General features: G+C 73.6%; 20 protein-coding genes and 1 pseudogene. 16 read left to right on the forward strand and 5 right to left on the reverse strand.

What is annotated here, in order from left to right; translation table 11 throughout:
* Positions 1-42: 42 nt before the first annotated feature.
* Positions 43-462: a hypothetical protein gene (locus ACH4F6_RS16885; RefSeq protein WP_397960919.1), complete on the reverse strand. Its 420-nt coding sequence runs from the start codon at positions 460-462 to the stop codon at positions 43-45.
* A gap of 288 nt (positions 463-750) precedes the next feature.
* Here ACH4F6_RS16885 and ACH4F6_RS16890 point away from each other — a divergent pair, with 288 nt between their 5' ends.
* Positions 751-1,911: a helix-turn-helix domain-containing protein gene (locus ACH4F6_RS16890; RefSeq protein ID WP_397960920.1), complete on the forward strand. Its 1,161-nt coding sequence runs from the start codon at positions 751-753 to the stop codon at positions 1,909-1,911.
* A gap of 41 nt (positions 1,912-1,952) precedes the next feature.
* On the opposite strand, the gene ACH4F6_RS16895 is transcribed toward ACH4F6_RS16890, so the two are convergent.
* On the reverse strand, positions 1,953-2,102 hold the full coding sequence (locus ACH4F6_RS16895; RefSeq protein WP_397960922.1) for a hypothetical protein: 150 nt from the start codon (positions 2,100-2,102) through the stop codon (positions 1,953-1,955).
* Here ACH4F6_RS16895 and ACH4F6_RS16900 point away from each other — a divergent pair.
* From ACH4F6_RS16900 to ACH4F6_RS16950, 11 genes are all read left to right on the forward strand, one after another.
* Positions 2,101-3,417: a CocE/NonD family hydrolase C-terminal non-catalytic domain-containing protein gene (locus ACH4F6_RS16900; protein WP_397960923.1), complete on the forward strand. Its 1,317-nt coding sequence runs from the start codon at positions 2,101-2,103 to the stop codon at positions 3,415-3,417. The genes ACH4F6_RS16895 and ACH4F6_RS16900 overlap by 2 nt on opposite strands.
* Positions 3,418-3,643: 226 nt before the next feature.
* Positions 3,644-4,819 (forward strand): pyridoxal phosphate-dependent aminotransferase, encoded by a 1,176-nt coding sequence (locus tag ACH4F6_RS16905; RefSeq protein WP_397960924.1) that lies wholly within the window; start codon positions 3,644-3,646, stop codon positions 4,817-4,819.
* Between the two features lie 294 nt (positions 4,820-5,113).
* Positions 5,114-5,509, forward strand: coding sequence for a cell division protein SepF (locus ACH4F6_RS16910; RefSeq protein ID WP_397960925.1), 396 nt, complete (start codon positions 5,114-5,116; stop codon positions 5,507-5,509).
* A gap of 698 nt (positions 5,510-6,207) precedes the next feature.
* Positions 6,208-7,419 carry an AAA family ATPase gene (locus ACH4F6_RS16915; protein ID WP_397960926.1) on the forward strand — a complete coding sequence of 404 codons (1,212 nt, stop codon included), beginning with the start codon at positions 6,208-6,210 and terminating at the stop codon, positions 7,417-7,419.
* Positions 7,416-7,742, forward strand: coding sequence for a nucleotide pyrophosphohydrolase (locus ACH4F6_RS16920; RefSeq protein WP_397960927.1), 327 nt, complete (start codon positions 7,416-7,418; stop codon positions 7,740-7,742). The genes ACH4F6_RS16915 and ACH4F6_RS16920 overlap by 4 nt, the downstream gene beginning before the upstream one ends.
* 299 nt (positions 7,743-8,041) lie before the next feature.
* On the forward strand, positions 8,042-8,503 hold the full coding sequence (locus ACH4F6_RS16925) for a DUF6099 family protein (RefSeq protein WP_397960928.1): 462 nt from the start codon (positions 8,042-8,044) through the stop codon (positions 8,501-8,503).
* A 132-nt stretch (positions 8,504-8,635) separates the two neighbouring features.
* Positions 8,636-9,559 (forward strand): LLM class F420-dependent oxidoreductase, encoded by a 924-nt coding sequence (locus ACH4F6_RS16930; protein ID WP_397960929.1) that lies wholly within the window; start codon positions 8,636-8,638, stop codon positions 9,557-9,559.
* A 228-nt stretch (positions 9,560-9,787) separates the two neighbouring features.
* The gene (locus tag ACH4F6_RS16935) at positions 9,788-10,567 is read left to right on the forward strand and encodes an SDR family NAD(P)-dependent oxidoreductase (RefSeq protein ID WP_397960930.1); all 780 of its coding nucleotides are present in this window, start codon (positions 9,788-9,790) and stop codon (positions 10,565-10,567) included.
* Positions 10,568-10,685: 118 nt separating this feature from the next.
* Positions 10,686-11,624, forward strand: a complete 939-nt coding sequence (locus ACH4F6_RS16940) for a DUF4232 domain-containing protein (protein ID WP_397960932.1) — start codon at positions 10,686-10,688, stop codon at positions 11,622-11,624.
* Positions 11,625-11,731: 107 nt separating this feature from the next.
* The gene (locus tag ACH4F6_RS16945) at positions 11,732-13,213 is read left to right on the forward strand and encodes a 3' terminal RNA ribose 2'-O-methyltransferase Hen1 (RefSeq protein ID WP_397960933.1); all 1,482 of its coding nucleotides are present in this window, start codon (positions 11,732-11,734) and stop codon (positions 13,211-13,213) included.
* The gene (locus tag ACH4F6_RS16950; RefSeq protein WP_397960934.1) at positions 13,210-15,768 is read left to right on the forward strand and encodes a polynucleotide kinase-phosphatase; all 2,559 of its coding nucleotides are present in this window, start codon (positions 13,210-13,212) and stop codon (positions 15,766-15,768) included. Before ACH4F6_RS16945 ends, ACH4F6_RS16950 begins: the two co-directional genes overlap by 4 nt.
* 2 nt (positions 15,769-15,770) lie before the next feature.
* Here ACH4F6_RS16950 and ACH4F6_RS16955 read toward each other — a convergent pair whose 3' ends face one another.
* Complete coding sequence (locus ACH4F6_RS16955) at positions 15,771-16,661, reverse strand: hypothetical protein (RefSeq protein WP_397960935.1); 891 nt, start codon at positions 16,659-16,661, stop codon at positions 15,771-15,773.
* The gene (locus ACH4F6_RS16960) at positions 16,658-17,695 is read right to left on the reverse strand and encodes an SPFH domain-containing protein (RefSeq protein ID WP_397960936.1); all 1,038 of its coding nucleotides are present in this window, start codon (positions 17,693-17,695) and stop codon (positions 16,658-16,660) included. The genes ACH4F6_RS16955 and ACH4F6_RS16960 overlap by 4 nt, the downstream gene beginning before the upstream one ends.
* Positions 17,696-17,845: 150 nt before the next feature.
* Between ACH4F6_RS16960 and ACH4F6_RS16965 the strand changes: the two are divergent.
* The 3 genes and pseudogenes from ACH4F6_RS16965 to ACH4F6_RS16975 all read left to right on the forward strand — a co-directional run.
* Positions 17,846-19,066: pseudogene (locus ACH4F6_RS16965) on the forward strand (arginine deiminase); the annotation flags it as partial.
* A 148-nt stretch (positions 19,067-19,214) separates the two neighbouring features.
* Positions 19,215-20,222 (forward strand): ornithine carbamoyltransferase, encoded by a 1,008-nt coding sequence (argF, locus tag ACH4F6_RS16970; RefSeq protein WP_397960937.1) that lies wholly within the window; start codon positions 19,215-19,217, stop codon positions 20,220-20,222.
* 125 nt (positions 20,223-20,347) lie between these two features.
* Positions 20,348-21,781, forward strand: a complete 1,434-nt coding sequence (locus ACH4F6_RS16975; protein WP_397960938.1) for an amino acid permease — start codon at positions 20,348-20,350, stop codon at positions 21,779-21,781.
* Here the strand turns inward: ACH4F6_RS16975 and ACH4F6_RS16980 are convergent.
* The gene (locus tag ACH4F6_RS16980) at positions 21,735-22,193 is read right to left on the reverse strand and encodes an ATP-binding protein (protein WP_397960939.1); all 459 of its coding nucleotides are present in this window, start codon (positions 22,191-22,193) and stop codon (positions 21,735-21,737) included. The two genes, ACH4F6_RS16975 and ACH4F6_RS16980, sit on opposite strands and share 47 nt — an antisense overlap.
* Before the next feature lie 322 nt (positions 22,194-22,515).
* On the opposite strand from ACH4F6_RS16980, the gene ACH4F6_RS16985 reads away from it, so the two are divergent.
* A complete protein-coding gene (locus tag ACH4F6_RS16985; RefSeq protein WP_397960940.1) occupies positions 22,516-23,343 on the forward strand; it encodes an enoyl-CoA hydratase family protein in 828 nt (275 codons plus the stop codon).
* Positions 23,344-23,376: the final 33 nt, after the last annotated feature.

Genomic DNA, 23,376 nt, shown 5'->3' on the forward strand with positions numbered 1-23,376 from the left:
GCGACAGGCCCGGCATGACCTGTCGGGCCTGTCGTACGGGCCTTACCCGAGGCCGTTGTAGGAGAACGACGTGGTCCTACAGGCGAAGTCGGCTCCGCCGGCCCCGTTGCGCAGGCATATCTCGAGGTAGTAAGTCCCGGGCGTCGGGCTGGGGAGGTACTCCCATCCCTCCGTCACGCACACCCCGCTGCCGTTCGCGGCGTGCCGGTAGTCGTAGAAGCCCGTGCTGTTGTTCCATATGGACGCGACGGCACGGTTGCCATCAGCCGTGCCCAGGTCGCAGGCCACCAATTTGTACGAGCCGCCCGACATCGACACTTCGGCCCTGCCGTAGCCGCCCGGTGACGAATATCCGGACAGGACCGAGTACGTGGCCGCGTGAGCTGTGCCGCTGGTGAGGGCGGCAACAGCCATTGCGGACATGACGACTCCAGCGGCGGTACCGATTTTGCGCAGCCGCATGCTGTCTCCTTCGGTGAGGACGTGAGGGAAGTCCGATCAGCCGAGGCCGGAGTTCTACGGAGCCTCCGCGGCGGTGGCGGACGCCCGCGGTGATCGCGCCCGGGCGGGCGCCGCCGCCTTGTCCCCAGTGGTCGGCCGAGACCGAGGATGTCCACACGGCCGGGGAGCCGACAAGGAGAAGCAGCGTTCACGTCCGTTCGGAACAGTGCTTCTTCGTGTTCCGAACGTGTTCGAACAGGGCTGATTTCCCAGTCGTCCGGTCACCGCTCGCTGAGTCATGCTGGGATCATGACCGAGACGGACAGGGCCTTACCCGAGCCGCCGCGGCCCGAACAGGCCGGCACTCCCGTCGAGTTCGTCGCGGCGCTGCGTGCGTTGCGGATGTGGTCCGGACTCACCTACCGGCAGCTCGAGAGCAAGGCCACGGCACTGGCCGACACCCTGCCGGCCAGCACCGTGGCGACCACGCTCGGCCGCGCGACCCTGCCCCGCGAACGGTTCGTCGACACCTTCGTCCGAGCCTGCGGCCTCGGCGAGGAGGAGGTACGTCAGTGGCTCCAGGCACACCGTCGTATTGCCGCCGGCGAGTCCGCACCCACCCATGACCATGACGGCGACAAGGGCGAAGCCTCCGTGGGCAGTGAGGCCGCCCCGACGCGCGCCCCGCGATGGTGGCGCCGGGCGGTCGGCCTGCTCAGCGCCGCGGGCATCGGTGCCGTCAGCACACTCGGGGCTTGCAGCCTGGTTCGCGACGCGTCTCCGTCGCCCGATCTGCCCGCCGTTCCGGTGACCGGGCTGCGCATGCTGGCCGTGGGCAGTTGGGCCCGTATCCACCCCGCACGTACACCCGAGCTGTGCGTGACCGAAGGCAGGGATCGTACCGGTCGTTACGAGACCGCTGTCGCCGTTCAACGACCCTGCGCCCATGCCGTCGTGCCCCAGGTTTTCCTCGAACCCGTGGGCAAGGACCTCGTACAGATCCAATGGCACCATCCGAAGTACGGCGTCGGCTGCCTGACGGTCATGCAGACAGGCCCGGGGCGGAACCTGCTTGAGCCCCGCGACGACTGCGCCGACACCGACCGGGCCCAGCAGTTCCGCATCGAGCCCTTCGGCCCGTCGGCGGTCAGCCACTTCCGCATCCGTCCGATCAGCACCGACTGGTGTCTGAGCCTGCGCGACCAGGACACCACGAGCGGAACGGAAGTTGTCCAGGGCCGCTGCTCCGGTGCCGCCGACCAGGACTTCCTGATCGAACTGACCCCTCCCCGGCAGCCGCTGCCGCCGGACGCGGCCACGCGGAGCCGTCAGCTCGTCCTTGAGCCCCGCCACCCGCTGGACTCCGTGGAACAGGTGGAGCGGAGATCCGCGCCAGACGGGCCGGGGCGGCCTTCAGCCACCAGGAGAACCCGGACCGGGGGACATCCAGGACCCGGCACAGCCGCTTGACGCCGAAGGCGTCGCGATGATGTCCAGCGAACCGGAAAGGCTCACCAGTTGGTCTCGCCGACGAAATGCTTCGCGGCCCTCCGCAGGATCCCCCGCTCCGTTTCCAGCTCCCTGATCCGGGTCTTGAGCTGCTTGTTCTCCTCTTTCGACACATCAGCGGCGCAGCAGTGGTGCGACGGCAACGTCGGCATGATCGGCATCTCCTGCTTCGGCTCGATGCAGGTGCTGGCCGCGGCCGAGCGTCCGCCGAGCCTCAAGACGATCTTCGTCAGCGGCGGCCACTACGATTTCTACGAGACCACCTACCACGGCGGCGTCATGTGGTTCATGCCGCGCGCCGCCCGCGAGGGACGCGGCGGCGACTCCGGCTGGGCCCTCACCGACGGCGTCAAGTCCCGCATGCTCGAGACGTACTCGCCCGAGGAGATCAGGAAGCGGGTCGCGGAACGCCTGAAGGACCCGGACGTGGCCGCCTGGCCCAACCTGGTCCACGTGCTGAACCACCCGAAGAACCGCGAGGCCTGGTTCGACATCGTGATGAACGAGGTCGACGGCTGGTACGAGGAGCGCGACCCGATCACCCTCGCGTCGGACATCGACATCCCGGTCCGGCTCCAGATCGACCAGGGCCGCGGCTGGACCATGGACGGCACCATCGAGCCGTACAAGTCGCTGAAGGGCCCGAAGAAGCTCGACATCGGCCCCTACCCGCCGATGCGGTCGCGCCCCTTCGTCGAGGAGCACGACAAGATGTTCCGCTGGTACGAGTACTGGATCAAGGGCATCGACAACGGGATCATGGACGAGCCCGCCGTCACCGTCCACGTCGAGGGCTCGCGCGAGACCGTCACCGGCGCGCAGTGGCCGCCGAAGGACGTCGAGCACCGGTCGCTGTACCTCCGCCCGCGCCGCAAGCCCTCCTTCGAGCCCGAGCCCATGGACGCGGAGTACGCCGCTCCGGACGGCTTCCACCAGGCGCCGCTGACGGTGACCGACAAGGTGGAGATCCTCAGCTGGTCGACCGAGCCGTTCACCGAGCCCACCGAGATGATCGGCCAGGGCGCGGCGCACCTGTTCGCGGAGATCGACCAGAGCGACACCAACTTCATCCTGCGCCTGTGGGACGAGGCCCCGGGCGGCAAACGGCGGCTCATCACCACCGCCTACCTCAAGGCCTCGCACCGCGAGCTCGACGAGGAGCGCACCACCGAGGGCGACCCCCACCACCCGCACACCCGCGCGGTGCCGGTCGAACCCGGGGAGACCGAGGAGCACGTGCTGCGTGTCTACCCGTTCGCGGCGACCTTCCCGCCCGGCCACCGGCTGGTCGTGGAGCTGTCGAACGAGGAGCCCCTGGCCGACGAGCACAACGCCCTGCTGCCGCCGGACGCCTTCCACCTGCCGGTGGGCCGCCCCGTCACCCACAAGATCTACCGCGACGCCGCGCACCCCTCCCGGCTCGTGCTGCCGTTCACGCAGGTCACGCCCGCGGACACGGCACGGTAGGGCCCCAGGTGCCGGTCCCCGCCGCTCGCCGCGGCGGGGCGCCGGAGGGTGTGACGCGTCTCGCCGTCGCGCGGTGGCGGAGCGGCCCGGCCGCCCGCCCGGTGGCGGGTGCCGTCGGTGCACCATGGCAGGGGCGGTCCGGACCCGCCGGGCCGTCCCCACGCCGGTCCGCCCGGCACCCGTCGTCCGTCCGACACCCGTCCACCACCGAGCCGAAGGTCGCGCCATGAGGATCTCGCACCGTGCCCGGGGCATCGCCCCCTTCTACGCCATGGAGGTCGGCAAGCACGCCGCCGAGCTGGAGGCGCGGGGGCACCACGTCGTCAGGCTCAACCTCGGCGAACCCGACTTCGGCGCGCCTCCGGCCGTGCGGGACGCCCTGCGCGAGGCCATGGACGGCAGGCCCATGGCCTACACCGCGGCGCTCGGACTGCCCGCCCTGAGGGAGGCGATCGCGGGGTTCTACCGCGACCGGCACGACGTCGAGGTCGATCCCGCCCGGGTGGTCGTGACCGCCGGGGCCTCGGCCGCGCTGGTGCTGGCCACCGCCGCCCTGGTCGACCCGGGGGACGAGGTGCTCATCGCGGACCCGTCGTACCCCTGCAACCGGCAGATCGTGGAGAGCTTCGGCGCCCGCGTCACCCTGGTGCCGGCCACCGCCGAAACCCGCTTCCAGCTGGACGCGGCGTCCGTGCGGGCGCACTGGACGGACGACACCCGCGGTCTGATGATCGCCACCCCGTCGAACCCGACGGGCACCTCGGTCCCGGCCGGCGAGCTGGCCGCGCTCTGCGACCTCGCCCGGGAACGCGAGGCGTGGCGTCTCGTCGACGAGATCTACCTCGACCTCAGCGACCACGACGACCGGGGCAGGCCCCCGCGCAGCGCGCTGTCGTACGACCCCGACGCCGTCGTCGTCAACAGCTTCTCGAAGTACTTCGGCATGACCGGCTGGCGGCTGGGCTGGTGCGTCGTCCCGGAAGCGCTCGTACCGGCGATGGAGCGCCTGGCCCAGAACTACTTCCTGTGCGCCTCCGCCCCCGCGCAGCACGCCGCCCTGAGCTGCTTCACCCCCGAGTCCCTCGCCGTCTGCGAGGCCCGCCGCGTCGAGTTCGCCGAGCGGCGCGCGATCGTCCTCGACGGCCTGGAGCGGATCGGGCTGCCGGTCCCCGTCCCGCCCGACGGCGCGTTCTACGCGTACTTCGACGTCAGCGGCACCGGGCTGACCTCCTGGCAGTTCTGCGAGCGGGCGCTCCAGGAGGCGCACGTCGCCCTCACCCCGGGCCGGGACTTCGGCGCGCACACGGCGCGGATGTACGTACGGCTGTCCTGCGCGGCGTCGGCCGACGAGCTCCACGAGGGGATCGCCCGGCTCGGGAAGTTCGTCGCCGCACTGAGGTGAACCACACCGCGGACCGCGCGCGGCGGGGCGCCGGGCGGCCGTCGGAGGAGCTCCCGGGTCGGCCGGCGAGTGGCTGACGCACCGTCACCTCCCCCCAGGGGCAACGCCGTACGCCGTCGCGGACCCGTCGGCGGCAGGCGGCCCCCCGCCGCCCGGTCCGGGGCCGGCGCGCCCCCGCCGGCCGCCCGCCCGCGCCGGGCGCGGCTGTCGCGGTCCGTGTCGTTATTGGGCCGTACGGGTGACATGGCGTAAGAATTGGCTGGTGCAGGCAATGAGTGCGAGTCAGTCCGGGGGGTGCCGGTGAGCCGTTACGACGTCACCGATGAACAGTGGGAGGGGCTCGCCCAGGTCGTTCCGCTGCGGGGCCGGGACGCCTGGCCGTCCGCGGTGGGCCACCGCGCGCTGCCGGACGCGGAGACGGAGACCCGCCGCCGCTTCGTCGTCATGCGGGTCAACGTCTTCGCGGACGCGCGGGAGGTCGCCGAGACCCTGATGGCGGGCATCCCGGTCCTCCTCGACCTCACCGGCGCGGAGAGCGAGGTCGCCAAGCGCGTCCTGGACTTCTCCACCGGGGTCGTCTTCGGCCTCGCCAGCGGGATGCACCGGGTCGACCGGAACGTGTTCCTGCTGACCCCGCCGGGCACCGAGGTGAGCGGACTCATGGAGGGCGCGGGAATGCCGGGCGTGTGAGCCGGCACCCGCACGGACCGGACGCCGGCTGCCGGGGCCGGCGTCCGCCGCTGGGGCCGCCGCGGGCTGCCCGCGCCGGCGCGGTCCGCCTGGGCGTGCGCTGTCAGGGCGCCGGGGTGTTCCGTCGGGGCCGGGCGTGGGCTGCCAGTGCCGGCGTCTGCCGTCGGGATCGGCGTGGGCTGCCTGGGCGTGCGGTGCCAGGGCACCGGAGTGTGCCGCCGGGACCCGGCTGGGTTGTCCGAGCCGGGCGCTGACTGCTGGGGCCGGGGTGGTCCGCCTGGGCGTGCGCTGTCAGGGCGCCGGGGTGTGCTGTCGGGGCCGGGGTGGGGTGCCTGGGCGTGCGCTGCCAGGGCCGGGGTGTGCCGTCGGGACCCGGCTGGGTTGTCCGAGCCGGGCGCTGACTGCTGGGGCCGGGGTGGTTCGCCTGGGCGTGCGCTGTCAGGGCGCCGGGGTGTGCTGTCGGGGCCGGGGTGGGGTGCCTGGGCGTGCGCTGCCAGGGCCGGGGTGTGCCGCCGGGACCCGGGTGGGTTGCCTGGGCCGGGCGTGGGCCGCCGGGGCCGGCAGCGCGTTGCCGGAGCCGGGGCGCGTTGCCGGGGGCGGTGGCGCGCGGTGCGTGTCCGTCTCCGCCTTCGCCCGTTCGTAGGAAGCTCGCGGGGGCGGAACGGTTCGCCGCCCGCACCGGGTCCTACCGTCCGGGCATGCCCGCGCCGCTCGCTTCCTCCGCGTCCTCACCGCCCTCCGCACCCGCCCGGACCCCGTCCGGGGACGGGGCGCCCGCCCCCGCGGCCCGCCCGGGGCCCACCCGTCCCTGTCTCACCGAGCTGCGGCTGTCGGCGTTCGCGGGGCACCGCCGGGCCGGCTTCCCGCTCGGGCCGGTGACCCTCCTCGCCGGGGCCAGCGGCAGCGGCAAGACCACCGCGCTGCGGGCGTACGAGGCGCTGGCCCGGCTCGCCGGCGGCGCCGGGCTCGCCGAGGCGTTCCCGGACCCGGTCGCCTGCGTGCCCGAACGGGCGCGCCCCGACGCCCAGCGCCGCCGCGGCTTCCGCATCGGCTGCACCGCCGACGGGCCCGCGGGGCCGGTCCGGCTCGACCTCGCCGTCCAGGCCGAGCCCGAGCTGCGCGTCGTGGGGGAGCGGCTGAGCGCGGGCGGACTGGTGCTGCTGGAGACGGCCCTGCGCGATCCGGGGCGCCGCACGGTGCAGGCCGCCTGGCACACCGCCGGTTCCGCACCGGTCACCCGCGCCCCGCTGCCCGACGACCGCCTGGGCACCGCCCTGCTTCCGCTGCGCGTGGCCGGCAAGACCGACGGCCAGCGGCAGGTGCTCGCCGCGGCCGAACAGACGCTGGTGGCCCTGCGCTCCGTCTTCGCCTGCGACCCGCGGCCCGAGCGGATGCGGGCCCCCGTGCCCGCCGGCTCCGGCCGGCTGCTCGGCGGCTGCGACAACCTCGCCGACGTCCTCTGGCGCACCCGGGCCGAGTGCACCCGCCGGCACGCGCACCTCGTCGCCGCGGTGCGGGACGGCTGCGCCGGGACGGTGAGCGACGTGCTCGCCGAACCCCTCGGCGACGGCACCGTCCGCGCCCTGCTGGACCGGGGCACGGCCCCGCGCACCGAGCTGGCCCGCCTCGGCGACGGCGAGCTGCGCCACCTCGCGCTCGCCCTGGTCCTGCTGACCGGCCCCGGCGTCCTGGACGTCGACCCGCCGGGCGAGGTGCCCGACGCGATGCGCGCCCTCACCGTCCTCGCCGACGGCTTCGACCGCGCGCTGGACGCACGGCAGCGCCTGCACCTGCTGCGGCTCGCGGTCCGGATGGGCGAGCGCGGGCACATCCGCTGCGTGGGGGCGGTGAGCGACGCCTCCTGGGCCGCCGGGACCGACGGGGTCACGGTGGTACACCTGGAGCCGTGACCGAACACCTCGACGTGGCGAAGCTGCAGCGCAGGCTGGCCGATTTCGCGGCCGCGCGGAACTGGCAGCCGTACCACACCCCCAAGAACCTCGTCTCCGCGCTCAGCGTGGAGGCCTCCGAACTCGTCGAGATCTTCCAGTGGCTGACGCCGGAGGAGTCGGCCCGCGTCATGGACGACCCGGACACCGCCCACCGCGTGACGGACGAGGTCGCCGACGTCCTCGCCTACCTCCTGCAACTGTGCGAGGTCCTCGGGATCGACCCGCTCACCGCGCTGGACGCCAAGATCGACCGCAACGAACGGAGGTTCCCGGCACCGTGAGCGGGGCCGTGCCCCCCGGGGTGGCGGGGATGCCCGACGCCGGGTGACGGGACCGTTCCACCGCGCGGCGGGCCGGGGGCCACCCGCCCGGGGCCGGCCCCCGGCGCGCCCCCGCCGCGGGAGCCTCACCTTCCGTTATCACTCTCCGAAGTTGTCCCGTCGTCCGAAACCGATTTGTTGTCCACAGATTTCCGCCTTCCTCTGGCTTTTCGCCCCACGGACCCTCACTCTGGGTAGTGAACAAGAGAGTTCGAGTGACCGGCGTGCGCGGCGTACGCCGGGACGGACGGGGGCGGCGCATGGATGCGGTGCGGCTCATCCTGGCGAGCAGGCGTGCTCTCGCAGGCAGCGACGACGGACCTCGGACACTGGCGGAGGTGTGGCAGGCGCAGGCGCTGGCACAGGCGATCGGCAGCCGCCTCGCCGTGTCCGGCCCGCCCGAACTGCGCGGAGAGGCACTGGGACTGACCGAACTGGCGGGCCGGGGCTGCGGTGTGCTGGACGCCCCGGACCTCGACCCGGGAGATCTGCGCGCCGCCCGGCTCACCGAGCTGGACGACGCCCGCGAGGCCCTGCTGTGCCTCGGCGGCCTGCTGGCCGAGGTCGGCATCGCCCTCGTGGGCCTCGCCAGCTCGGCGGACGACGAGGGCACGTACTGGCAGTGCATGGAGGCCATCGACGCGGCGGACGAGGCCAGGGACCGGGTCCTGGAGATGCTGCGCAAGCTCGCGGCGCGGGAGGGGGCCCTGCCGGAGAGATGAGGGCCGCCGCGACGAACCGGCGGCGGCCGCCGGCCGCCCGGCGCCGACGCCGCCCGCCCCGGGCGGCCGGGGCGGGCGGGGCGGGTGGGGACCGGTGGGGGCGACGGTGCGCCCGGAGTGCAGGATGGAGGTATGGACCTGCGCATCTTCACCGAGCCCCAGCAGGGGGCGACCTACGACACCCTCCTCACCGTGGCGAAGGCCACCGAGGACCTCGGGTTCGACGCCTTCTTCCGCTCCGACCACTACCTCAAGATGGGCGACGTGGACGGCCTCCCCGGTCCCACCGACGCCTGGATCACCCTCGCCGGCCTCGCCCGGGAGACCCGGCGCATCCGCCTCGGCACGCTGATGACCGCCGCCACCTTCCGGCTGCCCGGCGTCCTCGCCATCCAGGTCGCGCAGGTGGACCAGATGTCCGGCGGCCGCGTCGAACTCGGCCTGGGAGCGGGCTGGTTCGAGGAGGAGCACACCGCGTACGGCATCCCCTTCCCGAAGGAGAAGTTCGGCCGGCTGGAGGAGCAGCTGGAGATCGTCACCGGCCTGTGGAACACCGCGGCCGGCAAGACCTACGACTTCCACGGCGCCTACTACGACCTGAGGGACGCGCCCGCGCTGCCCAAGCCCGCGCAGGCGAAGGTGCCGGTGCTGATCGGCGGCAACGGCGCCCGCCGCACGCCGCGGCTCGCCGCCCGGTTCGCCGACGAGTTCAACATGCCGTTCGGCTCCGTCGAGGACAGCGAGCGCCAGTTCGGCCGCGTCCGGGCCGCCGCCGAGGAGGCCGGCCGCGCGGCCGACGCGATCACGTACTCCAACGCCCTCGTGGCCTGCGTCGGCAAGGACGACCAGGAGGTCGCCCGCCGCGCCGCCGCGATCGGCCGCGAGGTCGACGAGCTCAAGCTCAACGGACTGGCCGGCAGCCCCGCCGAGGTCGTCGACAAGATCGGCCGCTACGCCGCGATCGGCTCCCGACGGATCTACCTCCAGATCCTCGACCTGCACGACCTGGACCACCTGGAGCTGATCGCCGGCCAGGTGCAGGCGCAGCTGCCGTAGCGCGACGCCCGCCGCACGCCGGCCGTGTCCGGGCCGGAGCCCGCGCTCCGGCCCGGACGCCGTCGTTCCGGGGCCGGGGCCGGGGCCGGCGCCGTCCGCGGGGCCGCCGACGCACCCCTCACCGGCGCCCGGCGGCAACCCCCGAGTGCGGCCGGAGCCAGGGCACTCGGGCGGACCGCGCCCACCCTGCCCGCCGCCGCCGGCGCCGCGCCGCCTAGGGTGCGGGACATGACCTCGCAGGCGTACCTCTCCGAACTGTTCTCCCTGGACGACCGGGTCGCCGTGGTGACCGGCGGCAGCTCCGGCATCGGCCGGGCCGTCGCCGGGGCCCTCGCGCACGCCGGAGCGCGCGTCGTGATCGTGGCGCGCAGGGAGGCGGAGCTGGCCGCGGCCGTCGACGAGCTCACGGCGGACGGCTGCCGCGCGGCCTGGGTGAGCGCCGATCTGAGCACCCGCGACGGCGTGCGCGCGGCCGCCGAGAAGGCGGTGGAGGCGTTCGGGGAGCCCGACGTCCTCGTCAACTCCGCCGGGATCAACCTGCGGCCGCCGATGGGCGAACTCGACGAGGACGTCTGGGACACCACCATGGCGGTGAACCTCGAGGCGCCCTTCCTGCTGGGGCAGCGGTTCGGGCCGGGCATGGCCGAGCGGGGCTTCGGACGGATCATCCACGTCACCTCCCAGCAGGCGCACCGGGCGTTCGTCCGGAGCGGCGCCTACGGCGTCTCCAAGGGGGCGCTCGAGTCGCTCGCCCGCTCACAGGCCGAGGCGTGGTCGCCGCACGGCGTCACCTGCAACACGCTCGTGCCGGGGTTCGTCATGACCGCGCTCAACGCCCGTCTGTCGTCCGACCCGGAGAAGGTGGCGGCGCTCGCCGCGCGCACGCTGGTCGGACGCAACGGCCTGGCCGAGGACTTCGCGGGAGCGGCGGTGTTCCTGGCGAGCCGCGCCTCCGCCTACGTCACCGGACAGGCGATCTTCGTCGACGGCGGCTTCTCCGTCCACTGACCCCTTCACGGGGAGAGGCCGGACCGGCGCCCCGCTCCCGCCCGGCTGTGACAGCCCTGTGACCGGAACTGTGGCTTCCGTCACAGTCGCCGGAGCGGGTGACTGATGAGGTGACCGGATGCGCACACCCGCCCCCCTCCTCCTCCCGGCCCTCGCCGCGTGCCTGCTGCTCACGGCGTGCGGATCGGAACGCGCCGGCACGCAGAACGGCGGCCCGGGCGCGGCCGTTCCGCCGGGCCGCACCCCGGTCACGGATCCCGGGACCGACGGCGTACGGATCACCGCGGTGACCCTCCCCACCGCCTCCCCGTCGCCCGGCGGGCGCGGTGGCGGCGTCCACGCGGAGCCCCTCGCCACCGCCTGGCCGGACTCCGGGGTCTCCGCCGCCTACGAGGTCACCAACCACGGCACGGAGGCGATGACGTACACGGTCCTGTTCACCTTCGCCTCCGACACCGGCGGAGCCGTGGACAACAAGCGGGAGACCGTGCGCTCGGTCGGCGCCGGCCGGACCGTGCGGGGCACCGTCACCCTCGGCGCGCTGCCGCCGGGAGCCCCCGCGGTGACGCGGGTGAAGGTCGCCGAGGTGACCAAGGTCCCCGCGGACGAGGCGCCGTCCGAGGCGGGGACGTGCCCGCCGTCCGGGATCCGCGTCTTCGCCGACCGGGGCGACGCGGCCATGGGGCTGCGGGTCGTGGGACTCCACCTGGAGAACTGCGGGTCGCGCGCCTACACGGTGAACGGCTATCCGCTGCTGGAGCTCCTGGACGACGCCCGCGAGCCGGTCGGCGGCGTGAAGATCCTGCACGGCGGCGGCGGGATCGCCACCGGCACCGGGGCCGACGAGCCGCCCCGGCCGGTCACCCTGGAACCGGGCGAGGAGGCCACCGCGACCCTGGTGTGGCGCAACACCACCGAATTCGGCGACCCCGTGAACGTCCCCCACGTCCGGGTGCGCGCGAAGGACGGCGCCGACCCGGTGACGGTGACGCCCCACCTCGACCTCGGGACCACCGGGAAGCTCGGGGTCGGGCCGTGGACGCAGGCGGAGCGGTAACCCGGAAAATCCCGGGTGCCCCCGCACCGTTCTCTGTACGTTGGAGGCACGCGCAGGCGCACCACCAGCGCTTTCGCTCCTTCCGAAACCCTTCGAGGCAACCCACCGTGTTCCTGACGATCACCACCACAGGCACCCCCGAACGCCCCGCCACCGACCTCGGCTTCCTGCTGCACAAGCATCCCGACAAGGCGCAGGCGTTCTCCACCTCCTACGGCAAGGCGCACGTCCTCTACCCCGAGGCGGACGCCCGGCGCTGCACGGCGGCGCTGCTGCTGGAGGTGGACGCCGTGGCGCTGGTCCGGCGCGGCAAGGGCAAGGGACGCGGCGGCGCGCCCGACGCGGCGCTCGCCCAGTACGTCAACGACCGCCCGTACGCGGCCTCCTCGCTGCTCGCGGTCGCGCTGAGCGCCGTGTTCTCCAGCGCGATGCGCGGAGTCTGCGCGGCCAAGCCCGAACTCCCCGAGCAGGCAAGGCCGTTGCGCGTCGAGGTGCCCGCGCTTCCCGCCCGCGGCGGACCCGGCCTCGTACGCGGCCTCTTCGAGCCGCTCGGCTGGACGGTGACCGCCGAACCGGTCGCGCTGGACACCGAGTTCCCGGAGTGGGGGGACTCGCGGTACGTGCGTCTCGTCCTGGAGTCCGAGGAGCTGACCCTCGCCGAGGCCCTGCGGCACCTGTACGTGCTGCTGCCGGTCCTCGACGACGCCAAGCACTACTGGGTCTCCTCCGACGAGGTCGACAAGCTGCTGCGCGCCGGCGAGGGCTGGCTGCCGGCGCACCCCGAGCAGAAGCTGATCACCAGCCGCTACCTGTCGCGCCGCTGGTCGCTGACCCGGCAGGCGATGGAGCGGCTGGAGCTGGTGCGGCTGGCCGAGTCCGACGACAGCGAGGTCGAGGAGATCGACAACGCGGTCGGGGCGGAGGCCGAGAGCGAGGAGAAGCCGACGCCGCTCGCCGTGCGGCGCAGGGACGCGATCGTCGCGGCGCTGGGGGAGTCCGGCGCCGCCCGGGTGCTCGACCTCGGCTGCGGACAGGGCCAGCTGGTGCAGGCGCTGCTGAAGGACCCCCGGTTCACCGAGATCGTCGGCGTCGACGTGTCGGTGCGCGCGCTCACCATCGCCTCCCGGCGGCTGAAGCTGGACCGCATGGGCGAGCGGCAGGCCTCCCGCGTCACGCTGCTGCAGGGCTCGCTCGCCTACACCGACACCCGGCTCAAGGGCTACGACGCGGCCGTGCTCAGCGAGGTGATCGAGCACCTCGACCTGCCCCGGCTGCCCGCCCTGGAGTACGCGGTGTTCGGCGCGGCCCGCCCCCGCACGGTCCTGGTGACCACCCCGAACGTCGAGTACAACGTCCGCTGGGAGACCCTCCCGGCCGGCCACGTCCGGCACGGCGACCACCGCTTCGAGTGGACCCGTGAGGAGTTCCGCGCCTGGGCGGAGGCGGTGGCCGCACGACACGGCTACACGGTCGGCTTCCGGCCGGTCGGCCCGGACGACCCCGAGGTCGGACCCCCCACGCAGATGGCCGTGTTCGTCAGGGGCGCGGCCGGCGGCGACAGCGACGAGAAGGAGGCGAAGGCGGCATGACCGAGACCGGAATCCCCCCGAGGCGGGGCCGTGTCCTGCCCGTCACCGACCTCTCGCTCGTCGTGCTGGTCGGCGCGTCCGGCTCGGGCAAGTCCACCTTCGCACGACGGCACTTCACGCCCACCGAGGTGATCTCCTCCGACTTCTGCCGCGGCCTGGTCTCCGACGACGAGAACGACCAGAGCGCGACGCGGGACGCCTTCGACGTGCTGCACTACATCGCGGGCAAGCGGCTCGCGGCCGGCCGGCGCACGGTCGTCGACGCGACCAGCGTCCAGCCGGAGGCGCGCCGCCAGCTGATCGACCTGGCCAGACAGCACGACGTGCTGCCCATAGCCATCGTGCTGGACGTCCCGGAGGAGGTGTGCGCCGAGCGCAACGCGGCCCGCACCGACCGCGCCGACATGCCGCGCCGGGTCATCCAGCGCCACATCCGCGAACTGCGCAGGTCCCTGCGGCACCTGGAGCGCGAGGGGTTCAGGAAGGTCCACGTCCTGCGCGGGGTCGAGGACGTCGAGCACGCCACCGTCGTCACCGAGAAGCGCTTCAACGACCTGACCCACCTCACCGGCCCCTTCGACGTCATCGGCGACATCCACGGCTGCGCGTCCGAACTGGAGTCGCTGCTGGGCAAGCTGGGCTACGTCGACGGCGTCCACCCGGACGGCCGGCAGGCCGTCTTCGTCGGCGACCTCGTCGACCGCGGGCCGGACAGCCCCGGCGTGCTGCGCCGCGTGATGGCGATGGTCAAGTCGGGCGACGCCCTGTGCGTCCCCGGCAACCACGAGAACAAGTACGGCCGCTACCTGCGGGGCCGCAACGTCCAGCACACCCACGGCCTCGCCGAGACCATCGCGCAGATGGAGGGCGAGAGCGAGGAGTTCCGCGCCGAGGTGCGGGAGTTCCTCGACGGCCTCGTCAGCCACTACGTCCTCGACGGCGGCAAGCTGGTGGTCTGCCACGCGGGACTGCCGGAGAAGTACCACGGCCGCACCTCCGGCCGGGTCCGCTCGCACGCGCTGTACGGCGAGACCACCGGGGAGACCGACGAGTTCGGCCTGCCCGTGCGCTACCCGTGGGCCGAGGACTACCGCGGCCGGGCGGCCGTGGTCTACGGCCACACCCCCGTCCCGGAGGCGACCTGGCTCAACAACACCATCTGCCTGGACACCGGCGCCGTCTTCGGCGGCAAGCTGACCGCGCTGCGCTGGCCGGAGCGGGAACTGGTCGACGTGCCGGCCGAGCGGGTCTGGTACGAGCCGGCGAAGCCGCTGCGCACCGAGGCCCCGGGCGGGCACGACGGGCGTCCGCTGGACCTGGCGGACGTCCGCGGCCGGCGGATCGTGGAGACCCGGTACGACGGACAGCGCCGTGTCTCGATCCGGGAGGAGAACGCGGCCGCGGCCCTGGAGGTCATGAGCCGCTTCGCGGTGGACCCGCGGCTGCTGCCGTACCTGCCGCCGACGATGGCCCCGACGGCGACCAGCAGGGTGGACGGCTACCTGGAGCACCCGGCGGAGGCGTTCGCCCAGTACGCGGCGGACGGCGTGGCGCGGGTGGTGTGTGAGGAGAAGCACATGGGGTCGCGGGCGGTGGCCCTGGTGTGCCGCGACACGGAGACCGCGCGCAGGCGTTTCGGGGTCGACGGTCCGACGGGGTCGCTCTACACCCGCACGGGCCGCCCGTTCTTCGACGACGGGGCGGTGACCGAGGAGATCCTCGGCCGGGTGCGCGCGGCGGTCGACGAGGCCGGTCTGTGGGCCGAGCTGGAGACGGACTGGCTGCTGCTGGACGCCGAACTGATGCCGTGGTCGCTGAAGGCGTCCGGCCTGCTGCGCTCGCAGTACGCGGCGGTCGGCGCCGCGTCCGGCGCCGCCTTCCCGGGCGTGCTGGCCGCGCTGGAGGGCGCGGCGGCCAGGGGCGTCGACGTCTCGGACCTGCTGTCCCGCCAGCGGGAACGGGCCGCGGACGCGGCCGCGTTCACGGAGGCGTACCGGCGCTACTGCTGGACGACGGACGGCCTGGACGGCGTCCGCCTGGCGCCCTTCCAGATCCTGGCGGTCCAGGGCAAGAGCCTGGCCGGCCTGCCCCACGACGCCCAACTGGCCCTGCTGGACCGGCTGGTGGAGAACGACGCCACCGGCCTGCTGCAGACCACCCGGCGCCTGTACGTCGACACCGCGGACCCCGAGTCGGTGCGGGCCGGTGTCGACTGGTGGCTGGAGATGACCGGCCGCGGCGGCGAGGGCATGGTCGTCAAGCCGGTCGGGGCGGTCGTGCGCGACGGGGAGGGCCGCCTGGTCCAGCCCGGCATCAAGTGCCGGGGCCGCGAGTACCTCCGGATCATCTACGGGCCGGAGTACACCCGCCCCGACCACCTCGCCCGGCTGCGCGGCCGGTTCCTGAACCACAAGCGGTCGCTCGCGATCCGCGAGTACACGCTCGGTCTGGAGGCCCTGGACCGGCTGGCCGGGGGCGAGCCGCTGTGGCGGGTCCACGAGGCGGTGTTCGGGGTGCTGGCGCTGGAGTCGGAGCCGGTGGACCCGCGGCTGTGAGCTCAGCCCACGAGGCGTAGCCGCCGCTCGCACACGCCGATCTCGGCCGTCTGCCCCCAGGTGAGTTCGAGGGCGTCCGTCTCCATGCCGTCCCCGAAGGCGATCAGCCGCTCGGACTCGACGGTGAGGCGGAGGCGGGCGGCGGCGGCCAGCTCCCCGGCGACCAGCGAGGTGCCGGTCGCCGGGGACGGCCAGGCCTCCCGGACGAACCACAGGAGCCGGTCCTCGGTGGGGGACGGGAGCCGCAGGGACGCGCGGCGGTCCTGCCACACCGAGCGGATCCAGCCGGTGGCGCCCGTCCCCGTGCCCACGAGCACCCCGGAGGAGGCCTGGGCCTCGACGACACCCCCGTCGTCCTCGAGGCCCAGGCGGTAGCGGGCGGTCCGGTGACCGGCGGCGCCCAGGTAGATCTCGTTGAGCGCCACGAGGCGCTGGGTGTCGTCGGCGACGACCTCGACCATCGTCAGCTCGTCGGCCTCCCGGCCCGCGCCCGCCAGCAGTCCCGCCGCGTCCGAGGGCCGGTGCCGCACCAGGACGCCCGGGTTGCGGCCGGGATCGGTGTCGATGCCCACCACCGGCTGTCCGGCCAGGTACTTGGCGACGTTCGCCACCAGCCCGTCCTGGCCCACCACGACCACCACGTCCTCCGGCGCGAACAGGAAGCGGTCCAGGTCGGCCCGCTCCACCCGGGTCTGCCGCCAGGTCAGCGGGACCGCCGCCGTCACCTCCGCCAGCGCCCGCCGCGTGCGGCGGTGCCGTGCGGCGACCTCCTCGATGTCCCGGCCCCGCGAGGAGAGGAAGAAGGCGGCCTGGCCGTGCGTGCCGTGCCGGGCCACCAGCTCCTCGTACTCCGTGGTGCGGTGGACCAGCACGGCCCGCGGGGCCAGGCTCATGAGCGGTCTCCGGCGCCGAGCTTCGCCAGGAGCCCGGTCAGGACGTCCGGCGAGATCGTCACGTTGTCGATGTGCGGCAGGTTCTCCGCGAGCCGGGTGCCGGTCAGGGCGTGCAGGGTCGCCACGTCGACGTCGGCGTGGACGCGCAGCCACGCGGCCTGCGCCTGCGCCCGCGCCTCGCCCACCTCGCGCGCCGCCTCCGCCTCCGCGCGGGCGAGCCGTACGCAACGGGCCGCCTCCGCCTCGGCCAGGCGGACCGTGCGCGTGGCCTCCGCCTCGGCCCGTACCTTGTCCGCGGCCGCGCTCTCCTCCGCCTCACGGCGGGCGTTCGTACCGCGCTGCTCGACCAGTCGCTCCTCGCGCCGGGCGAGTTCGATCCTGCTGGCGAGTTCGTTCTCGGCGATCGTGCGCTCCCGTTCGACGGCCACCGCACGCCGCTCGTACGTCGCCCGGTCGGCCTCCTGCTGGATCTGCTCGCGGGCCGGAGTGCGCAGGGCGCGCTCCACCTCGGGCTCCGGACGCAGCGCCACCACCCGCACGGCCACGATCTCGATCCCGGTGCCGGGCAGCCGCGGCTCCGCCGCCAGGCCCGCCGCGACCCGCTCCCGCACCGACGTCACCCCGTCGACCAGCGCCGCCGACAGCGGTGTGCGGGCCAGCACGTCCAGGGCGTGCTGCTGGGCCGTCTCCGTCAGCAGGGTGCCGAGCTGTTCGAGGGGGGCGCCCCGCCACGCGCCGCTGTCCGGGTCGATCGAGAAGTCGAGGCGGGCGGCCGCGACGGCCGGGTCGCTGATGCGGTACGTCACCGTGGCCTGCACGGTCACGTCCTGGAAGTCCGCGGTGCGGGCGTGGAAGGTCATCGCCAGCTCCCGGTCGTCGACCGGGACCTCGGAGAGCGCGGCGGTCAGGGAGCGGAACCAGAAGCTGAGCCCCGGCCCGTCGTGCACCAGCCTGCCGGAGCGGTGGTGCCGGACGTGTGCCGTGGGCGCGCCCCGCAGATGGCGCCAGCCCAGGCGCCGGGTGATGTCGGCCATGAAGGGTCCCCCCGGATGTCCCGCGTCCCCGATTCTCGTCAAGGGGACGATAATCCGGAGGGCCGCTTGTCGTCAAGGGGACGAGAACAGGTGTGTGCGGAATCGGTCCGGCGGCGGGTGAAGGCGGCTCCCGGTGGCCAGGATGAAGGCATGGGATTCCACGTCGACTCCGAGGCCGGGCGGCTGCGCCGCGTCATCCTGCACCGGCCGGATCTCGAGCTCAAAAGGCTCACCCCCAGCAACAAGGACGCCCTCCTCTTCGACGACGTGCTGTGGGTGCGCCGGGCGCGCGCCGAGCACGACGGCTTCGCGGACGTGCTGCGCGACCGCGGTGTCGCCGTCCACCTCTTCGGCGACCTGCTCACCGAGGCCCTGGAGATCCCGGCGGCCCGCACGCTCGTCCTGGACCGGGTCTTCGACGAGAAGGAGTACGGGGTGCTCGCCACCGACCACCTCCGCGCCGCCTTCGAGGGGCTGCCCGCGCCCGACCTCGCCGAACTCCTCGTCGGCGGCATCACCAAGCGGGAGTTCCTGGAGGCGCACCCGGAGCCGACCTCCGTCCGCTTCCACGTCATGGAACTCGACGACTTCCTCCTCGGCCCGCTCCCCAACCACCTCTTCACCCGCGACACCTCCGCCTGGATCTACGACGGCGTCGCCGTCAACGCGATGCGCCGGCCGGCCCGGCGGCGCGAGACCGTGCACTTCGAGGCGATCTACCGCCACCACCCGCTCTTCCGCGCGGAGACGTTCCACGTCTGGTCCGAGGGCCAGGCCGACTACCCGTCCACCATCGAGGGCGGGGACGTCCTGGTGATCGGCAACGGCGCGGTCCTGATCGGCATGAGCGAGCGCACCACGCCCCAGGCCGTCGAGATGCTCGCCCACAAGCTGTTCGCCGCGGGCTCGGCCCGGACGATCGTGGCCCTCGACATGCCGAAGCGGCGCGCGTTCATGCACCTCGACACCGTGATGACGATGGTCGACGGCGACACCTTCACCCAGTACGCGGGCCTCGGCATGCTCCGCTCGTACACGATCGAGCCGGGCGTCGGCGAGAAGGAGCTGAAGGTCACCGACCACCCGCCGGAGCACATGCACCGCGCGATCGCCGCCGCCCTCGGCCTCAGCGAGATCCGGGTGCTCACCGCCACCCAGGACGTGCACGCGGCCGAGCGCGAGCAGTGGGACGACGGCTGCAACGTCCTCGCCGTCGAACCGGGGGTCGTGATCGCCTACGAGCGCAACGCCACCACCAACACCCACCTGCGCAAGCAGGGCATCGAGGTGATCGAGATCCCCGGCAGCGAACTGGGCCGGGGCCGGGGCGGGCCGCGCTGCATGAGCTGCCCGGTCGAGCGGTCGGCGGTCCGGACGGGGGCGAGGTGGTCCGGGGCGGAAGGCGCTGCGGGCGGCGCGGAGGGAGCGGGGGAATCTCCCGCATAGAAATGCTGAATGTCGTATAGACTTCCAAGGGTCCCTGTCACTGCATCTCAGCACCGCACCTCTGGAGCGCCCCATGGCGACAGTCCCGACCGCCCTCGCCGGCCGCCACTTCCTCAAGGAACTGGACTTCACCCCCGAGGAGTTCCGCGGTCTCGTCGAGCTGGCCGCCGAGCTGAAGGCCGCCAAGAAGGCCGGGACGGAGACGCGGTACCTGAGCGGCAGGAACATCGCGCTGATCTTCGAGAAGACCTCGACGCGCACCCGCTGCGCGTTCGAGGTCGCGGCCGCCGACCAGGGAGCCTCGACGACGTACCTCGATCCGTCCGGCTCGCAGATCGGCCACAAGGAGTCCGTGAAGGACACGGCGCGGGTGCTGGGCCGGATGTACGACGGGATCGAGTACCGGGGGGACAGCCAGGCCAAGGTGGAGGAGCTCGCGGCGTACGCGGGCGTGCCCGTCTACAACGGCCTCACCGACGACTGGCACCCCACCCAGATGCTCGCCGACGTGCTCACCATGACCGAGCACAGCGGCAAGCCCCTGGAGCGGACCGCCTTCGCCTACCTCGGCGACGCCCGCTTCAACATGGGCAACTCCTACCTGGTCACCGGCGCCCTGCTCGGCATGGACGTGCGCATCGTCGCCCCGAAGACCTACTGGCCCGCCCAGGAGGTCGTCGACCGGGCCCGCGAGCTGGCGCGGGCCAGCGGGGCCCGCGTCACCCTCACCGAGTCCCTGACGGAGGGCGTCCTCGGCGCCGACTTCGTCGCCACCGACGTGTGGGTGTCCATGGGCGAGCCGAAGGAGGTCTGGGACGAGCGGATCGCCGCCCTCGGCCCCTACGCCGTGACCATGGACGTCCTGCGCGCCACCGGCAACCCGGACGTGAAGTTCCTGCACTGCCTGCCGGCCTTCCACGACCTCGGCACCGAGGTCGGCCGCGAGATCCACGAGACCCACGGCCTGGAGTCCCTCGAGGTGACCGACGAGGTCTTCGAGTCGGCCCACTCGGTCGTCTTCGACGAGGCGGAGAACCGCCTGCACACCATCAAGGCTGTGCTGGTCGCCACACTCGCCTGACCGACCTGGCCCTATGCTGTCCGGCGGCCCGGAGCCACCCCTTCCGTGGCCGCCGCGCGACGTGACCGCGTCGCCGCGCGACACACCCCGTCGCACCCGCACCACCAGAAACAAGCACCACCCGCATGCCCCGCATCAAGTCCCCGGCCCTCCTCGTGGCCGAATCCGGCGCCGACCGGGAGGGCCACGGCCTGCGCCGCACGATGGGCCTCTTCCAGCTGGTCTGCTTCGGCGTCGGCGCGATCGTCGGCACCGGCATCTTCGTCGGTCTCTCCGACTCGGTCGCCCAGGCCGGCCCGGCCGTCGTCCTGTCCTTCGTCCTCGCCGCGATCACCTGCGTGTTCACCGCGTTCGCGTTCGCCGAGCTGGCCGGCGCGATCCCGGTCTCCGGCTCCTCGTACTCCTTCGCCTACGCGAGCCTCGGCGAGACCACGGCCTTCCTCGTCGGCTGGTGCCTGCTCCTGGAGTACGGCGTCTCCGTGTCGGCCGTCGCGGTGGGCTGGAGCCAGTACGTCAACGAGCTGCTGGAGAGCCTCACCGGCGGACAGCTGCCCGCGGCCCTGTCCGCCGGGCCCGGTGACGGCGGGGTCGTGAACCTGCCCGCCGTCCTCGTCATCGCCATGGCCGCCGTCCTCCTCGTGCGCGGCGTCCGCGAGAGCGCCCGCGCCACCGCCGCCATGGCGGTGCTCAAGCTCGCGATCCTCGTCGCCTTCTGCGCGATCGGCCTCAGCGCCTTCCGGGACGGCAACCTCACGCCCTTCTCCCCGGCCGGCCTCGGCGGCATCGGCGCCGGCACCACCGCCGCCTTCTTCTCCTACATCGGCTTCGACGCGATCACCACGGCCGGCGAGGAGGCGAAGAACCCGCGCCGGGACGTCCCCGTGGCGATCCTCGTCTGCATGGGCCTGGTCACCCTGCTGTACTGCGCGGTCGCGCTCGCCGCGACCGGCGCCGTCGGCGGCGACGAGGTCGCCGGCCGCCCGGCCGCCCTGTCCTACGTGGTCGACCGGGTCACCGGCTCCTCCGTGGGCGGCGGGATCATCGCCTTCGGCGCGGTCGTCGCCATCGCGTCCGTCGTCCTCGCGGTGATGTACGGCCAGACCCGCATCCTGCTGTCCATGGCCCGCGACGGACTCGTCCCGCGCGTCTTCGAGAAGGTCTCCCCGCGCACGGCCACGCCCGTCGCCGGCACCCTCATCGTGGCGGTCGTCTTCGCGCTCCCGGCGGCCTTCGCCTCCCTGGACGCCGTGATGAACCTGTGCACCATCGGCACCCTCGCCGTCATGGCGGTCGTCAACATCGCGGTCATCGCCCTGCGCCGGCGCGAACCGCACCTGGCGCGCACCTTCCGCGTCCCGCTGTTCCCCCTGGTGCCGCTGCTCGGCGTCGGCTTCTGCCTGTACCTGATGTACGAGACGGGCTGGACGACCTGGCTCCAGTTCGGCCTGTTCCTCGCCGCCGGCCTGGCGCTGTACGCCCTCTACGGGCGCCGCGCCTCCCGTCTGACGCGGGTCACGCGGGACGCGGACGCCACTGCGGCGGAACCGCAGCCAGTCTGAACCAGACCGCCTTGCCCGACTCCGTGGGACGGTGACCGCAGGACGAGCTGAGGGCGCGGATCAGCAGCAGCCCGCGCCCGTGCTCCTGCCACGGGTCGGGCTCCCCGCCCGCCGGACGCGTCAGGTCGCCGGGCGGCACCGGGTCGGGGTCGTGCACCTCGACCTGGCAGCCGGTCGGCAGCAGCTGCACCACCAGCTCTATCGGGGCGTCCCCCGCGGTGTGCTCCACGGCGTTCGCCACCAGTTCGGCGGTGAGCAGCTCCGCCGTGTCGCTGTCCGCCCCGTGGCCCCGCTCCGCCAGCGCCGTACGGACCAGTGCACGGGCCACCGGCACGGCCGCGGCGGAGTGCGGCAGCGCGATGCGCCAGGAGGCGGGGGAGGCGGGGCGTTCGTGCAAGGCGAGTCCGTTCATGGCGCAGGGTCCTGTCCTCGGCATCAGGCTGTCCTGCTTTCAACTTCTGGGAATGGTACGGCGGCCCCTCCGGCGGAGACGCGGGCGGTCGCCGTCCGGGACCCTCGGCCCCGTCACCGGCGGCCTACCCGGCTCAACGGGCCCGCTCGCACCTCCGATCCCGTCGTTACCGCGTTGTCGACGACCGGTGACGCGTATGACGCGGACCGGGCACGCAGTGACACGTTCGTCGCATACCCGTCCCGCCTGTCGCGCACTCCTGACGACAGTCAAACAAGGGTGATAACTTCGGGAGTGACCGCTCGTCGAGGAGGCCGCCCTCATGAGTCCCTTCACCGGCTCCGCCGCCCGCACCTCCGACTGGCACCACCTCCGCGTCACCCACGCCGACGGCGTCGCCACCGTCACCCTCACCCGCCCCGAGAAGCTCAACGCGCTCACCTTCGGCGCCTACGCCGACCTGCGCGACCTGCTCGCCGAACTGTCCCGGGAGCGGTCCGTCCGCGCCCTGGTGCTGGCCGGCGAGGGCCGCGGCTTCTGCTCCGGCGGCGACGTCGAGGAGATCATCGGCGCCACCCTCGCCCTGGACACCGCCCAGCTCCTCGACTTCAACCGGATGACCGGGCAGGTCGTGCGGGCCGTACGGGAGTGCCCGTTCCCGGTGATCGCCGCGGTGCACGGGGTGGCCGCGGGCGCCGGCGCCGTCCTCGCCCTCGCCGCGGACTTCCGGGTCGCCGACCCCACCGCCCGGTTCGCGTTCCTCTTCACCCGGGTCGGCCTCTCCGGCGGCGACATGGGCGCCGCCTACCTGCTCCCGAGGGTCGTGGGCCTCGGCCACGCGACCCGCCTCCTCATGCTGGGGGAGCCGGTCCGGGCGCCGGAGGCCGAGCGGATCGGCCTGATCGGCGAACTCACGGACGAGGGCCGGGTCGACGAGGCCGCACAGGCTCTCGCCCGCCGCCTGGCCGACGGCCCGGCCCTGGCCCACGCCCAGACGAAGGCCCTGCTCACGGCCGAGCTCGACATGCCGCTGTCGGCAGCCGTGGAACTGGACGCGGCCACCCAGGCCCTCCTGATGAACGGCGAGGACTACGCCGAGTTCCACGCGGCCTTCACCGGGAAGAGGCCCCCGAAGTGGCGCGGACGGTGACCGCGGCACCCGACGCGAGGACGCCGGCCCCGG

The sequence above is a fragment of the Streptomyces sp. NPDC017936 genome, from assembly GCF_044328485.1.
GTDB lineage: Bacteria > Actinomycetota > Actinomycetes > Streptomycetales > Streptomycetaceae > Streptomyces.

Bases quoted from the DNA above. Each gene is read 5' to 3' on its own strand.
- ACH4F6_RS16885 (WP_397960919.1), bottom strand. From the start codon at position 462: ATGCGGCTGCGCAAAATCGGTACCGCCGCTGGAGTCGTCATGTCCGCA.
- ACH4F6_RS16890 (WP_397960920.1), top strand. From the start codon at position 751: ATGACCGAGACGGACAGGGCCTTACCCGAGCCGCCGCGGCCCGAACAG.
- ACH4F6_RS16900 (WP_397960923.1), top strand. From the start codon at position 2,101: ATGATCGGCATCTCCTGCTTCGGCTCGATGCAGGTGCTGGCCGCGGCC.
- ACH4F6_RS16895 (WP_397960922.1), bottom strand. From the start codon at position 2,102: ATGCCGACGTTGCCGTCGCACCACTGCTGCGCCGCTGATGTGTCGAAA.
- ACH4F6_RS16905 (WP_397960924.1), top strand. From the start codon at position 3,644: ATGAGGATCTCGCACCGTGCCCGGGGCATCGCCCCCTTCTACGCCATG.
- ACH4F6_RS16915 (WP_397960926.1), top strand. From the start codon at position 6,208: ATGCCCGCGCCGCTCGCTTCCTCCGCGTCCTCACCGCCCTCCGCACCC.
- ACH4F6_RS16925 (WP_397960928.1), top strand. From the start codon at position 8,042: ATGGATGCGGTGCGGCTCATCCTGGCGAGCAGGCGTGCTCTCGCAGGC.
- ACH4F6_RS16930 (WP_397960929.1), top strand. From the start codon at position 8,636: ATGGACCTGCGCATCTTCACCGAGCCCCAGCAGGGGGCGACCTACGAC.
- ACH4F6_RS16935 (WP_397960930.1), top strand. From the start codon at position 9,788: ATGACCTCGCAGGCGTACCTCTCCGAACTGTTCTCCCTGGACGACCGG.
- ACH4F6_RS16940 (WP_397960932.1), top strand. From the start codon at position 10,686: ATGCGCACACCCGCCCCCCTCCTCCTCCCGGCCCTCGCCGCGTGCCTG.
- ACH4F6_RS16950 (WP_397960934.1), top strand. From the start codon at position 13,210: ATGACCGAGACCGGAATCCCCCCGAGGCGGGGCCGTGTCCTGCCCGTC.
- ACH4F6_RS16955 (WP_397960935.1), bottom strand. From the start codon at position 16,661: ATGAGCCTGGCCCCGCGGGCCGTGCTGGTCCACCGCACCACGGAGTAC.
- ACH4F6_RS16960 (WP_397960936.1), bottom strand. From the start codon at position 17,695: ATGGCCGACATCACCCGGCGCCTGGGCTGGCGCCATCTGCGGGGCGCG.
- argF (WP_397960937.1), top strand. From the start codon at position 19,215: ATGGCGACAGTCCCGACCGCCCTCGCCGGCCGCCACTTCCTCAAGGAA.
- ACH4F6_RS16975 (WP_397960938.1), top strand. From the start codon at position 20,348: ATGCCCCGCATCAAGTCCCCGGCCCTCCTCGTGGCCGAATCCGGCGCC.
- ACH4F6_RS16980 (WP_397960939.1), bottom strand. From the start codon at position 22,193: ATGAACGGACTCGCCTTGCACGAACGCCCCGCCTCCCCCGCCTCCTGG.
- ACH4F6_RS16985 (WP_397960940.1), top strand. From the start codon at position 22,516: ATGAGTCCCTTCACCGGCTCCGCCGCCCGCACCTCCGACTGGCACCAC.